The organism is Geobacillus zalihae (assembly GCF_030414215.1).
Lineage (GTDB): Bacteria > Bacillota > Bacilli > Bacillales > Anoxybacillaceae > Geobacillus > Geobacillus zalihae.
Window position 1 is genome coordinate 3296016 of sequence record NZ_CP129217.1, and the last position, 14482, is coordinate 3310497.

Annotated in this window: 12 protein-coding genes; 2 read left to right on the top strand and 10 right to left on the bottom strand. The window is 52.7% G+C overall.

Annotated features, from left to right (window positions below; genetic code table 11):
* Positions 1–68 precede the first annotated feature (68 nt).
* Positions 69–521, bottom strand: a complete 453-nt coding sequence (locus QWV57_RS16610) for a VanZ family protein (RefSeq protein WP_301100122.1) — start codon at positions 519–521, stop codon at positions 69–71.
* Positions 522–661: 140 nt separating this feature from the next.
* Entirely contained in the window at positions 662–982 is a 321-nt protein-coding gene (locus QWV57_RS16615) for a hypothetical protein (RefSeq protein WP_164978003.1), read from the bottom strand.
* Positions 983–1452: 470 nt separating this feature from the next.
* Here QWV57_RS16615 and QWV57_RS16620 point away from each other — a divergent pair, with 470 nt between their 5' ends.
* Positions 1453–1764 carry a PIN domain-containing protein gene (locus QWV57_RS16620; RefSeq protein ID WP_081133092.1) on the top strand — a complete coding sequence of 104 codons (312 nt, stop codon included), beginning with the start codon at positions 1453–1455 and terminating at the stop codon, positions 1762–1764.
* A gap of 182 nt (positions 1765–1946) precedes the next feature.
* Here the strand turns inward: QWV57_RS16620 and QWV57_RS16625 are convergent, their stop codons facing one another.
* The 5 genes from QWV57_RS16625 to QWV57_RS16645 form a co-directional block, all read right to left on the bottom strand.
* A complete protein-coding gene (locus QWV57_RS16625) occupies positions 1947–3131 on the bottom strand; it encodes a M20 family metallopeptidase (protein WP_301100123.1) in 1185 nt (394 codons plus the stop codon).
* A 33-nt stretch (positions 3132–3164) separates the two neighbouring features.
* Positions 3165–4394 (bottom strand): Zn-dependent hydrolase, encoded by a 1230-nt coding sequence (locus tag QWV57_RS16630; RefSeq protein WP_301100124.1) that lies wholly within the window; start codon positions 4392–4394, stop codon positions 3165–3167.
* 156 nt (positions 4395–4550) lie between these two features.
* A complete protein-coding gene (locus QWV57_RS16635; RefSeq protein ID WP_015375950.1) occupies positions 4551–5858 on the bottom strand; it encodes a helix-turn-helix domain-containing protein in 1308 nt (435 codons plus the stop codon).
* A gap of 236 nt (positions 5859–6094) precedes the next feature.
* The gene (locus QWV57_RS16640) at positions 6095–7450 is read right to left on the bottom strand and encodes a UDP-glucose dehydrogenase family protein (protein ID WP_015375951.1); all 1356 of its coding nucleotides are present in this window, start codon (positions 7448–7450) and stop codon (positions 6095–6097) included.
* A 225-nt stretch (positions 7451–7675) separates the two neighbouring features.
* The gene (locus QWV57_RS16645) at positions 7676–9022 is read right to left on the bottom strand and encodes an N-acetylmuramoyl-L-alanine amidase family protein (protein ID WP_301100125.1); all 1347 of its coding nucleotides are present in this window, start codon (positions 9020–9022) and stop codon (positions 7676–7678) included.
* 312 nt (positions 9023–9334) lie between these two features.
* On the opposite strand from QWV57_RS16645, the gene QWV57_RS16650 reads away from it, so the two are divergent.
* Entirely contained in the window at positions 9335–10045 is a 711-nt protein-coding gene (locus QWV57_RS16650; RefSeq protein WP_015375953.1) for a plasmid pRiA4b ORF-3 family protein, read from the top strand.
* 86 nt (positions 10046–10131) lie between these two features.
* Here QWV57_RS16650 and QWV57_RS16655 read toward each other — a convergent pair whose 3' ends face one another.
* From QWV57_RS16655 to QWV57_RS16665, 3 genes are all read right to left on the bottom strand, one after another.
* Entirely contained in the window at positions 10132–11466 is a 1335-nt protein-coding gene (locus QWV57_RS16655) for a YecA family protein (RefSeq protein WP_042382200.1), read from the bottom strand.
* A gap of 96 nt (positions 11467–11562) precedes the next feature.
* Positions 11563–11778, bottom strand: a complete 216-nt coding sequence (locus tag QWV57_RS16660) for a hypothetical protein (protein WP_050367909.1) — start codon at positions 11776–11778, stop codon at positions 11563–11565.
* A gap of 214 nt (positions 11779–11992) precedes the next feature.
* Entirely contained in the window at positions 11993–14188 is a 2196-nt protein-coding gene (locus QWV57_RS16665) for a YecA family protein (protein WP_301100127.1), read from the bottom strand.
* Between the last annotated feature and the right edge of the window lie 294 nt (positions 14189–14482).

A 14482-nucleotide genomic window follows, 5' to 3' on the forward strand; every position in this document is an offset into this window, starting at 1 on the left:
CGCAAACTCGTTATTGGCCATTCTTTCCGTTTACATCTAAATCTATACGATGGGAGAGCTTTGTTCTATTATACGCCGCGTTTGACCGCCCGATGCTTGGTCCTTGCCCAACAGCGGCAAGCCCATACAATCAAAAGCGCCAGGAGCGCCCCACATGAATCAATCGCCACATCTTTTGGCGTCGCCGTCCGTCCTGGTTCAAACGATTGATGCCACTCGTCGGTTGCCGCATACACCGTCGCAAACAGCCAGGCGCCCGCATACGCAAACCGTTTTGGCGCAAGCACCCGCCACACAAGCGCGGCCAAAATGCCAAACTCGGTCAAATGCGCCGCTTTGCGAATCAAAAAATTCAAAAATGACGACCCCTCTTCATCCCCGCCGCCAAACGGCAAGTACGATAAAATCACCTGCAGCACATGCGCCGTATTCGCCCCAGTGAACGAGGAAGACTCGCTGAAGCTGTAAATGACGAGGCACCAGAGAATGACGGGGAGCCAGCGGGAAAGGAAAGCTCTCATCGTTTCACCTGCCAACAACCTTTTTCCCAACAAAACAAGGTATCTAAACAACAAACGAAAGTAGACACCTTGTTCGCTGAACCCTTTATCATCATAACAGGGATGGTGATATTTTTCCATTTTCTTTTTTGAAAGCTGCTTTACCATTGTTTTAAAATCGTTCGCTCACAGGCTGGAAAGAAGACTTCTTTTCCGTTTCCCCCTTTTCTTTCACCCATTCCCCTTTTAAGGGAGATTCTCTCCCTGTTTATGTTTTCGTGAACAGGGGTATAGTAATAAAAGAAAAAATCTGTACATTTTTTCTGACCTGCATTATAATTTTTAGAAAGGAGAATCAATGAGGTGATCGATATGCCTTCCGCTTTGGAAACGAAAATGAGGGTGACACTGTCTTGCACGGAACAGGCCAACAAACCGGATAAGGATCTTTCATTCGCCGAATTACGGAAAAAAATAGCCAAACCTTCTCCCTTTGGCAAAAAATTAGTGGACATCTACAAACAAGGACGGTAGCCGATTATGTCTTTTGTGATGACATAGGAAGATGCCATAGATGAACATTTTGGACAAGCGTCTATATACATCGATGCTTGTTTTATTTTGGCCTATATGGACTCCAATGATCCAAGGGGAGATAAGGTATGTGAAATCCTCCAAAAGTGGCATAACGAAGGTGTAACGAAATTAGGGATCAGTACACATGTATTTGGGGAAGTAGTACATAACTTATTCATTCAAGAAATTCTATTACCATTAGAAATCCACCATAAAAATCAATCCAATTTACGTTCAAAGTCTCGCCATAATCATCACCTTGGGGAATCAGAAGAAAGCGTATCCTTCCTATATAACGTTTGGAAAAAACAGATGCCAAGTTTCTACAAGAAGAACGTTTTTATTAATATTTTCAGAATTAATCAAATTAGTGAAGATGAATTATCCCTCAAAAAGAAACAAGTTGCAAATCTTCTACAACAATTCCATTGATCGATATAATGAATTTTTATCTGCCCTAAGGCAACATTTCCACATTGAATTCCTAACAACAGATGCCTACATTCAAGATTTAGCCTTGGCTCAAATGCGGCTGTTCCAGCTCGAAGCCTATGATGCCTTGCATTATGCCATTGCAACATACCACCATTATGACTACTTCGCTACGCTTGATGGCGATTTTGTCCATACTCTTTACAACCAAGACCCCGACCCAGCGTCGATTACAAAAATTATAAAAATCGCCTAGCCTTGACGTTCTTGATCGAGTCGGGGTTGAAAAAGTAAGGGAGGCAGAGAACTCTATGCCCTCCTTCATTTCTTCTCCACTCACGCGAGCTGCACCAAGTTCAACCATGTGAATTGGTGACAAAGAAAGAGCATGCAATACATATCGATCCGCCTTTATGATGTGCAAAAAAGCGGAACCGGTTATTCCGCCCCCGCCAACAGTTTCAACGTCGCGGCGACAAACATTTGCACGCCAATCTCAAGCGCGTCTTCGTCGATCGTAAAGCGCGGATGGTGATGCGGGTACACGATCCCCTTTTCTTCGTTTCGGGCGCCGACGTAAAAGAAGCTGCCCGGCGCTTTTTGCAAAAAGGCGGAGAAATCTTCGCCGCCCATGTTCGGTTTCAAGCGGGCGACGGCTTCTTCGCCGAACAGCTCGCACGCCGTTTCCTCCATGACGCGGGTCACTTCATCGTAGTTAATGACCGGGCGGTAGCCGTAGTCAAATTGAAACTCATACGAGGCGCCGTGCGCTTCGGTGATCCCTTTGACAATGCGCTCCATCCATTGCGGCACCGTGCGCCGCAGCGTCTCATCGAACGTGCGCACTGTTCCTTGGATTTCAACTTCCCCTGGCAAGACATTATGCGCCGTACCCGCCACAAATTGTGTCACGGACAGAACAAGCGGCTCGAGCGGGTCGACATAGCGCGAGACGATATGCTGCAAGTTCGTCACCACTTGCGCCCCGATGGCGATCGCATCGATCGTTTGGTGCGGCATCGCTCCATGGCCGCCTTTGCCGATGATGCGGATGAAAAAGCGGTCGGGTGCGGCCATCATCGGTCCATACACAATGCCGATTTTTCCGCGCTCAAGCGGCGACCAAAGGTGGGTGCCGATGACGACGTCCACCCCGTCCATGACGCCAGCTTGCACCATCTCTTCCGCCCCGCCGGGGAACAGTTCTTCCGCGTGTTGGAACAAAAAGCGAATCTCGCCATGAATGTGATCACGAAGCTGGGCAAAAATTTTCGCCGTCCCCAACAGCATCGCCGTATGGCCGTCATGCCCGCACGCATGCATGACGCCTGGGGTTTTGGAGGCAAATTCAAACGTGTTTTCCTCTTGAATCGGCAGCGCGTCCATATCGGCGCGAATGGCGACGACCCGGCCTGGCTGTTGGCCAATAAGGCGCGCCATGACGCTCGTTTTCGTCGGGCGGGTAATCTCGAGACCGCCGAACGATTGCAGCGTCTCGTAGACAAACTGCGCCGTTTTCTCTTCCTGGAACGACAATTCGGGATGGGCGTGCAAGTGGCGGCGCCAGGCGATGACGTCCGTTTTCACTTCATCGACGAGCCGTTTGATTTCTTCCTTTGTCATCCATAGTCTCCCCCTGTTCGTTTGTCTTTTTCGTTATTCCCCTTGGGCCAGTTGCCACACCGTATGATAAAGCACCTCTGCTCCAGCGGCGCAGTCTTCTTTCGTGCTCCATTCCGCCGGACTATGGCTCACCCCGTCTTGGGAGCGGACAAAAATCATCCCGATCGGGCAAATCGGAGCCAACTGTACGCCGTCATGGGCTGCGCCGCTCGGCAGCCAAAACGGCGGATACCCGAGCTGCTTGCACGCTCTTTCCGCGGCCTGTTTCACCACCTCGGAACATAACACCGGCGCCATTTCTTGCAGCCGCTCGGTCGTGAGGCGAACGTTCCGCTCCTTGGCGATCGTCTCTGCCCGCGCGGCTATGGCATTCCATACTTGATCGCGCACCTCAGCCTTCAAGTCGCGCAAATCGAGCACAAATTCGACCCGTTCCGGAATGACATTAATACCGCCCGGATATACATGCAACTGTCCTACAGTACCGACCGTTGTCCCTGTTCGTCTTGCTTCCTCTTCGATCACTGTGATGATCTGGGCAGCCGCCGCCATCGGGTCGCGCCGCAACGACATCGGCGTGGCGCCGGCATGTTCTGCTTTTCCTTCGATGGTAAATTTCACCCAAATCAGACCGGCGATGCCAGTGACGATGCCAACTGGAAGACCAGCCTCCTCCAGCACCCGTCCTTGTTCGATGTGCAGTTCGACATAGGCTTTCACCGTTCCTGGTTTTCGTGCTGCCTGCGGCAAGCGGTCCGGGTCAAGCCCCGCCTGTTTCATTGCTTCAGCGAGGGAAATCCCTTCCGCGTCGCGGCACTCGAGCGCTTCCGGAGGCAACGTCCCCGCCATCGCGCGGCTGCCGATCATGCCGAAACGAAAGCGCGCTCCTTCTTCGTCCGTAAACGCCACTACTTCAATTGGATGGTGCGTCACAACCCCGTGCTCGTTCATCGCCTGAACAACTTCCACGCCGGCCAACACCCCGAGCGGTCCATCAAAGCAACCGCCGTTGTAAACCGAATCGAGATGAGACCCAACAAGGACGACCGGAGCATCCGGATTCGCCCCTTCTTTCCGTCCGATCAAGTTGCCAGCCGCGTCTTCATATACGAAAAGCCCCGCTTCGCGCATGTAGGAAGCGACGAGATCTTTGGCCCTCCGTTCTTCAGCAGTGAACGAGAGGCGCGTGACGCCGCCGCTTGGTTTCTTGCCGACCTCCCCTAGTTCCATGAGCCGTTGCCAAAGACGTTCCCCTTGAATCAAGCTATCCTCCCCTCACGCCAATTACGGATGATTTTCGGATATGTCCTTAATTATAATGGAAATAGAGTAAATTTTCAAATAATACAAATAATAAAAATGTCTTCAAGACAACAAAAAACTTCTGCCTGGCGCTAAAGGCAGAAGCTGATCGAGCGATTATAAGAAAATGCGGTATACTTTGCGCGGACGCCCGCGCGGATACGGGTTTGTCTCCCCGGCCACTTCGGCAAGGCCCACGGTCTCCAATTGGTTTAAAATCCGGCGGGCGCTGCGCGGCACAATCCGCATATAAGAAGCCAACTCATGCGCTTCGATCTCGTTGGTTCCGCGTTTTTGCAATATGGCTTTCAATTTGCAGAGCGTCGCGGCGCTTAATCCCGTCCGCTCCGCCAGCTGCCGCAGTTCTCCGCCGCCGAGCGAATAGCGGAGGTGCACACTTTTTCCTAACGGACCCGAGATCGTTCCATCATCAAACACCACCATCCACGCACCCCGTCCGCTTTGTTTCGCATGCAAAAACGCCTTCCCAGCCTGAATTTCGGCCTCATACGCCGTTCGGCCGATGCCGATTCCGCACGCGATGACTTCGTCGTAAAGGAGCTCCGTCTCCTCGGCCGAGGGGACCGTTTTATAGCCATCGGTGATCTCTTTTAATGCGCCCCTTGTCGTAAAAATGACATAGCGGCCCGGTCCGGCGCTTTTCAGCGACCCTTGGACTTTTTTTGCATACCGTAGCAATTTTTCCGTTGTCTTCATCTCCAGACGATATATGTCATCGGTCGAAAATGTCTCTGGGGAGGCCGCCTGCATCGCATCGACTTCAATCATTTGCACGGCGATTTGCGCATCTTGCGCCTGTAGCATCTGTCCGGTGCGAATGATTGTTTGGATGACCGCTTCCACCGCCGAGCGGGCAGGCAATACCCGATACACCGGCATCCCGAGTTTCTCCAGTTCGAGATGGGCTGTCCGCAAACAGGTGACCGCTGCTTCCGTTTTCCCTTGTTTCCAAAGGGTGTAATGATAGTCGGACAGTTCCTGGGCCGAAATGCCTCCCTCGTAATGCTTGACGTATGGAATCGGTTCTTCGATGCCCGCCTCTTCCAGCAGCCGTTCGATTTCGCGACGCTCGTACGTGTCAAAACTAAGTCGGCTGACCGGAATCTGCTCCGTATAGTGCGCCTGCAGCAGTGTGCGGTACAAGCTGGCACCAATATGTGGAACATAAAACAGCGGCGCATCGACCTCACCGGACTGCTTGACGATCGAATACGGCACTTGTCCGGAAAACAGCCACATATCAACCTCTGACGCGAGCGGGCGGATCAAATCGATCACTTCACTTTCATCCCAATACACAACGGGAACGCAAACAAGCTCTTTGTACTCTTGCGCCACCGCCTGAATAATTGACAGCGAATCGTCCGCACCAAATATGCCTAATCGAATACGAATGGAGCACACCTCCTCACTATCCCCGTCCTATCGGCAAACAACACCCTCGTCCGATTCACTTTCTTCCTCAAACTCCCCCAACGGCTCGTTGCAGATACAAAAATGCATCACCACGTTTTTAGAAAGCGCCTAAACGAACAATCCTCAGCATCGCAATGCCATCCAATTCCTTCAGCAGGCAGCGCCTCCCGCCATCGCTGGGGACGAACCATCGCCAGAGAACAGATGGGGCACAGCTGCTTTCTTTACCCCTCTTTTTCTGCTTGTGTAGCGACCGGTGCGTATAGCGAAACGCCTGTCGCTCCACCCACCACCGGCCGCCCGATCGACTCGTAGATTAAGCCGGCGGCTTCTGCCGCCTTCGGGTCGTAACAATTCCGCCCATCCACCACAACCGGTGTTTTCATCAGCGTCTTGTAGCGGTGAAGGTCAAATTGCAGCACAGCCGGCCATTCGGTGAAAATGAAACAAACATCCGCGCCGCGAATGGCTTCCTCAATCGTCTGACAACAAACGACCGCATCGCCAAAACGGCGGGCGACATGTTCGAGAGCGGCTGGGTCCCAGACGCGCACGGCGGCCCCTTCAGCAATGAGCCGTTCGATGTTCGCCAATGCCGGCGATTCGCGCACATCATCGGTGCCCGGCTTGAATGCGGCGCCAAGCACGGCGACCGTCCGGTTGCGGAAATCCCCAATGTGCAGACGCGCTTTGTCAAGAAGCTTCCATTTTTGTTTCTCATTGACGTCCATTGCCGCCCATACCGTTTTGAGCGAATAGCCGTGAGAAGCCGCCAACGAATAAAGCGCGCTCGCATCTTTCGGCAGGCATGAGCCTCCATACCCGACGCCTGCGCGCAAAAAGCGGCGGCCGATGCGCGGATCCATGCCGATTCCTTCCGCCACCGCCTGAATGTCGGCGCCTACCAACTCGCATACATTGGCGATCTCGTTGATGTAGGAAATTTTCAACGCCAAAAACACATTGGCCGCGTACTTGATCATCTCGGCGCTTCTCCGGTCCGTCACGACGTACGGGAGCGCAAACGGGGCGTAGAGGTCCTTCATCATCCGCTCCGCTCTCTCCGATTCGACGCCTAACACAATGCGCGGCGCCTGCAACGTATCGCGCACCGCCGTTCCTTGTGACAAAAACTCCGGGTTGGACACAATGTCGATGCGCACCCCAGAGCGTCCATTTTCTGCTACAAAACGCGCGGCCTCATCCCCTGTGCCGACCGGAACCGTCGATTTGATCGCCACCAAACAGTCGCGCTCCACCGCCATCGCAATGCGGCCGAGCGCCTTCCAAACGGCGTCAAGCTGCACAGAACCATCCGGCAGCGGCGGGGTGCCGACCGCGACCATGATCACTTCCGCCCATCGATACGCTTCCGCATCGTCTGTGGTAAAGCGAAGGCGGGCGCTGTTCCGTTGGATGAGCGGTTCGAGCCCCGGTTCATAAATGGGGACGATTCCTTCATTCAACCGCCGAATTTTTTCCTCATTGACATCCACGCATATGACATCATGCCCTTTATCAGCCAGGCAGGCGGCGGTCACCAGCCCCACATATCCCGCCCCGGCGATCGTGATTTTCATCGTTCCTCACACCTTTTTGATCCATTGCGGCTATTGTCGCTTGTTCTCATTATATCGAATCGCCTGGGGATTTTCATTGTTTTCGCCTAGCCGCTGAGTTCACCGGTTGTGCTCTGCGGCCAAAAGAAAACCGGGAGGAGCCAAACCCCCGGTTACATGACATTTGCTTCTTGACAGCCAATCAACCACAAAACCGCCGATCAACGATTTCTCCACGATCATTTCTTATTCAAAATAATGCCGAACCGCATCCGCAATCGCGGTCGTCACTGCTTCCTGATAGTCGTCTGTCGCCACCGTCGCCGCATCTGTGCGGTTGCTTACATAGCCGAGCTCAAGCAATACAGACGGTCTGTCGTTTTCCCGCAGCACGTAATAGTCGCCAAACGCAACGCCGCGGAAAGGCAGTGCGGCCAATCGGGAAAGCGGGTCTTCGAATGATTGCGCTAAGCCGTAATCGGCAAAACGGTCGTAGTAATAAACGGTGATGCCGCTCGCCTGTTGGTCGTCTGCGCTGTCATAATGCAGGCTGATAAACGCATCCGCTTGATACAGGCGCGCCATCGCCACGCGCGCGGACAGCGGCACATACTCATCGCTGGAGCGCGTCAGCACGACGCGGGCGCCGTAAGATTGCAGCTTGTTTTTTAGAAGCCTCGCCGTTTCCAACGTCAACTCCTTTTCCTTGACGCCATCGGCACTTTTCGCACCGCCGTCTTTGCCTCCGTGGCCAGCGTCAAGAACGATCGTTTTTCCGGCCAGCGCCTGAACAGGACCGCGCGTCCAGCTGTCTACATACAGGCGCGAGTCGCTAGGCGCGATGATGGAAAGCAACGAGCGGTCAGCCGACTGGGGCGCTTCCGCTTCCTTTTCATTGGCTTGTCCACCCTTTACCTGCACATACGCGGACGAAACCCAGCCACCAAGCCCTGTTGAGGAGGCAATTTTATACCATCCCGGTTTCTTTTCTACAATCTCGACCTCTTCACCACGGACAAGGCGTCCGACGCGCGCTGCCTTCAATGACGGCTCAGCCCGAACGTTGAGCGAACTGGCGTTGACGATTCCGGTTTGATGCGAAATCGATGACTCCCGAGCCGCAGTGAGGTATGCTGAAGACACCCAGCCGATCGCACCGTCTGCGATCACTTCCGTCCATTCCCCATCTTCCTTGATGACCCATACCGTTTCTCCCCGCGCCAAATGCCCAATAATTCGCCCGTCTCGGCTCGGCTCTTGGCGAAGGCGGAGCCGGTCTTCTTGCACGACGGCTGTCTCTTTTGCCAACGCGACGTACCGCGCCGCGAGCCACCCGGTCCGATTTTTCTCCCATTCAATTTTCAACCAACCATCTTTCACATCCACCAACCGGTACACGTCACCGCGGTGGACGCTTGCCACCGGGCGGTACGGCACCCCCGGTCCTTGGCGGACATTCACGCGGTCCGCCGTCACCACCGCCAGACGCTTCGTTTCTTCCGTTTCTTTTTCTCCTTTCACTCCCGACGGCCAAAGGACCGCCAGCAACCAAAGCAAACAAAACGATGCGGCGAGCCATCCCCCCCGCCTCATGCCCATTCCCTCCCCCGTTGTCCCCAATTTGTCTACTATATCGTTCGCGCACAACGGGGAATTTCCTGTCTGCCGCTTCGGAAAACCGCTCGACAAAACTAGCGAGGCGGCATCCATCAACCGACAACGGCTCTCCTTTTTCTGCATCATGCTTCTTCATACGACAGCCACTACAACGCGGCCGATCGACATGCGTCATCCTCCCCTTCCATCTTTCTTTTTTCAATATTTCCATCAATAATGTTTAAATTCTACTATGGACAGGATAAACTACTATTATACAAAACGTTTATCCGAAAGGAGACGAGGTCTATGAACCCCGACAATCTTGCTAAACTGATCGACGAATTGTCTGCCATGTTCCATCCGACAGAGCGGGACCGTCCACACGGCAGATGGGTTGAGGCGCCAAAGAGCGCACCCCCTTCCAAACGGCGGCGGTCCAAAACAGCCTACCAGCTGAAAATCACATTAAACGGCATCCGCCCGCCGATTTGGCGGCGCGTCCTTGTTCCCGGACATGCGACATTTCACGAGCTTCATCTCATCATCCAAGAAGCGATGGGATGGGAACAAGCCCATTTATACGAATTCGATTTCGGAAGCGTTCTCATCGGCATCCCTGACGGCTGGGATTCGTTTCAGCTGGAAAAAGAACTGATGGACGCCCGCCGCATCCCATTACAGCAATGGCTGACGGAAGAAAAACAAAAATTTCTATATATTTACGATTTTGGCGACTACTGGAGCCATACCGTCACCGTTGAAAAGATTGAAACACTCCCAAAACCGTTGGAACGCGCCGCTTGCCTGAAAGGAAAACGGGCGTGCCCTCCCGAGGATTGCGGCGGCGTCTATGGCTATCTGGAGCTGCTGGAAGCGACGGCGCAAAAAGACTCTCTTGCCGATCCCGAATTGCGCGAGCTGGTAGACTGGATGTACGACATGAAAGGCGAAGATTTTGATCCTGATGCCTTTGACGTCGAGGAAGCGAACGAGCGGCTGGCCTATATCCGATTGTAACGCATGCGAAAGAAGGTATCCGTCATCTCTCAAGGGCACCTTCTTTCGCATCCATCTGTCCTTTGTTGCCTGCTTTGTCCATCGCCTTACAAAAATCCCCGTTCAGCAAACGTCTCCCAGACGAGCTCCTCGAGCTCCTTGCGCAACTCAGCTGCATCGACTCCTTCAAGCAACCCGTCCTTTTTCCATGTTCGGATCGCTTTGTCGATCAAGCGATGGACTTGATCAACGTCCCAGCCCTCGCAATCAAACAACTCCTCAACTTGGTCAAGCCATTCCTCAATCGCACGGTCCAGCTCATCGCCATCCTCCATCCCACCGTCGTCGAACCAGATCTCATCACCGTCATCCCCATCGTCAAAGAGCCACTCATCATCATTCTCGCCCTCATCATCTCCATCATCGAGCAACTCTGTGCGAAATAAAAACAATTCCATCACAGCGGCTTCCACTTCCTCTACAGGAACGCCGTAGTGTTCCGCAACCTTTTCCATATTGACAAATTCTCTTCCAGCCATTTCACTCGCCAAATAACGGAGTGCAGCCGCATACACAGCAGGATTCTTGATGACCGGTTCATCCATTTCGCAATATGCGCGCCAAAGGAACGCAGCCTCGCTGAGCACTAGGGAGGAGGTTGTTTCTTCCTTTTTCTTTAATTCGCGAAAAACATCATCTTGATCTCGATCCCCCCAGTCCTTTTCGCTCAGCAGCTGCCACAACAGCTCATGGACCGCTATTTCAAGCAATTCCGGAAACGACTCGCGCAAAAACACTTCACACGTTTTCGTATCCGGATTCCATTCCGCTTGAAGCGCCCGCGCAAGCCGATCCTTCCCGCTCTTTAGAATCGGCAGCACCTTCATGAAGTACGCCCACTCGTCCCCATGCGGAACGAGGCATCCTACTAGCACGTCCCCCTCCCTAGCAGACGGAAGCTCCTCCGGCGTCAAAAAACGGACGTACTTTTCTTTTCTGGTCAACAGATCGCGTACAAGGAAACGCCGCTCATCCTCGATATGAATGATCTCGTCAAACGACGGAACCGCCTCGTCCCATCGCTTCAAATGAGTTTGCACTGCTGGACGCCACCGCGTGCGGCGCCGGCTTCTCATATAGGCTGAAAAAATTGTCATCCCTTTGTCATCAACGTGTCTGTGAAAAATCGCCCAGTTCGTCAGCAATAAATTGGCGCTGGTCTCCAGCTCGTTAGGAAGCCCTTGAAATGGAGAACCAGACATCATGAAAGCAAGCTCTTCCTCATATCGCTCTAACGCAAACGAAAACACATCTTGCATACATTTGGCCACTTCACGGTCAATTAGAGATTCTATCGATACTGCTTCTTTCTTCCCACAACAATGCTTGTACATTTTCCCACTGCCGCATGGACAAAGATTGTTTCGCGATGCCTTCGCCATATAGCTACCTACTTTCTTTGTATCATAGTCATTGAACGTTCTCCCCCTCTACGCTAACGCTCGGGCCAGCTAAACACCTTGGGGAGACATTCACGATCAACGTGTGATGGAACTGCTTTCAGCAACACATATCGCAAGCACTTTGGGACTTCCGCCGCTCATGTCGAGAACATCGATTCGCATTCCATTTTTTATGCCTAACCAAAATCCTGGTTCTTCACCAAAAGGTGCCCTTGGCTTTTTCAAAACATGCCATATTTCCTTCTCCAAGGAGAAAATCAGCCAATCCATGATTTTCATGCCGGTTGACACTCCGCACTCCTAAAGGTGTAGGATTCTTGGATCATTCGCGTCCTCATCCGTTTCTGGGTAAAACGAGAAAAACCCTGCTTCTCAAGCACACGTTATGGTGATGGACCAAAATCCTAAGAATATGAATGACTCTTACCATTGGTCTTGCCTGCATAATGGAGAATCATAGAGGCCGAGCCGAGAGAAACAAGCGCCCCGTCATCCGTCGGGACGCCTACGGCCGGCGAATCAAGCGAGACAACGAGGCAAGCAGGCGCTCTTGAAACGCAACCCATTCTGTCTCCGCCTTGTCTGGCCACGCTTCCAGCGCCTGAAGCCACGGCTCTACGTACGGAGAGAAAGACGGCGGATACACGCGGGCAAGATCGTCCATCTTGCCGTTGCGATCGGTCGCGGCGACGATATACATGCCCGGCAACAGATGCGGCTCTGCCCGCTTCGGAATGTCCCATGTCACCGTTCGGTTATGGGCAAGCCAATCCAGCACCGCCTTCCCCTGTTCCACACGCTTGACGCGGAAAAACGAGAAACCGACGGAAAGGGGAATAGGCAAACCAAACAAACGAGCAAGCTGCCAAGCCATCAGTTCCTCATCCGCCTTTCCGTTCTCGCCCCTCCATTCATCCAGCAAAGCAAAGCAATGTTCCAATTCGCTTCTGACCTCTTCCAGCACAGCACCAATAACAGTTCGATGATTCGTTCCATAACGGCGGTCCAGCCAATCGGCCCACTCAAGCAACATATCGAGCGCTCGGCTCACCACTTCCCATGAAAACGAACTCCATCTTGACGGGATTTGCTCGACGATGCATTGTTTCCAGTCTTCTTCTCCTACGTCCTGCCACGATGAAAACGTCCGCCCGTTCATATATTCACACACGAGCAAAACCATGGCCCAAAACGCCTCTTTGGCTTCTTTTTCTCCGCTCACGATGACTTCGTTATAAAACGCCAATGCGTCATCGGTGAAATACATCCCTTCCCATTCCGCGCGGATCAACAACGTCTCGGTTCTTTCCGGCCCCATCCATTTCATTTTCCATAAGTCCGAAAGACGATGTGATGAGCTAAACGGAGATGGGGGCAATCCATAACGGGAGCGAATGGGATTCACTCCGATGAGCACCGGCAAATTGGCTCGTTCTTGCATGTTAAACAAATGGAATTCATACTCTTTCAGCCACTCATCCACTTCCTGAACACGCCCCTCGCGCGCCATTTCGTGAGGGGTTTTTCCATTCCATTTCTCAAGCGGGGTGTGAAGGGCTTTTTCCATTTGAACATCCAATCCGGCCATCGTTGCCACCCAAGGGGGAGAGTCTGGGTCTGAATCAATATGAAGCGAAACGTTTTCGATCCCTTTTCGGCGCAAAACGGCTTCTGTCCCCCGTTTTCGTTCTTTTGGGGAATACCCAAACGCCTGCAGCAGCGACACGAGCTGTTCGGCCGTCCCTTCCTCCTCGGTAGACAACACGAGACGCGACCGATGAGCGGATAATGACCCGCCTAATTCAAACACATGAATCGGCTTGGGGGAAATCACTCCGACATAATGGTACACATTGGTGCACCATGAACCTTCCACTTTCTCCCCATCGTCATGATCAATGTGAGCGCGTCCGATCGAAGCAAGCTTCCTCATCGCCTCAGCGGCTTCCTGGCATTCGTATTCATACGTCCATCGCGTGCGCTCCTCTTGCACATCGTCCGCCCTCGGAGGATAGCCTGCATCGACGATATCGAGAAAATGTTCAACGGCTACCTTTTCATACGGCCAATCGGTTTGCGTCAACAAGACGCGAATGTTCTCTTCCGCCCGTTCCACGCCCTTCGGATCCACAATTGATGATACACCGCAAACGTAATAGCCGCCGTCAAAGGGCTCCAAAAAGGCAAACATGCCGCCCCAAGGGCGCACAACCTCCAATGTCTCGCAATACGGCATGAGAAGTTTCTCGCCCGTCAACCGGTCAACCGCCACTCCTCCTTCATCATGCAAATCGACAAATTGCACAAGGCGCGGCACAAGCCGAACCCAGCGGTCCAACATTTCTTTCAGCTCTGGAGAAAGACGACGCCCTTTTTCCTGTTGAAACCATTCAACGCCGCGCAATCCATTCGGATAACGATGGAGGAAAAAACGCCAAAGCGTCTCAAACACCTTCAACTCTTCACGATGATCCTTTTGTTCGATCATTTGGCGAAATGTACGGTTGACCGCTTCGCGTTCATCGTAAGACAGCGCTTCATCCAAAAACCGTTGCACCATTTGCGACAGCTCATATTTTTGGTCAAAAAAGCGGCGCTGCCGCACCCGCTTGATCTCATGCTTTTGCTGTTTGTTCATGCAGCATTTCTTATACTTTTTCCCGCTTCCGCACGGGCACGGGTCATTTCGGCCGATTGCCATGCAAAATCCTCCCTTCTAATCTTTCCTTTCCAAAACGGCGACCAAGATATTAAAAACGGTCGGAATTGCGCACAAAGCCATTTTTCCCAATCCATTATGGATTCGGTCAAAACGGATCGTTCCCCGCCGCTTTTTTTGGAGTTTCACGAATGGAACGTATTCCATTCCCTGTTTCTGCTTATAGAGAGCTTGGGTTGAGCTCCATGATGGTTGAATGAGAGAGCCCTTGTGGAACCGGCTTTCCTTTCTGACGAAATGCCGCTGACTTGCGCGCAGCGCCCGTTTTTCTGCCAG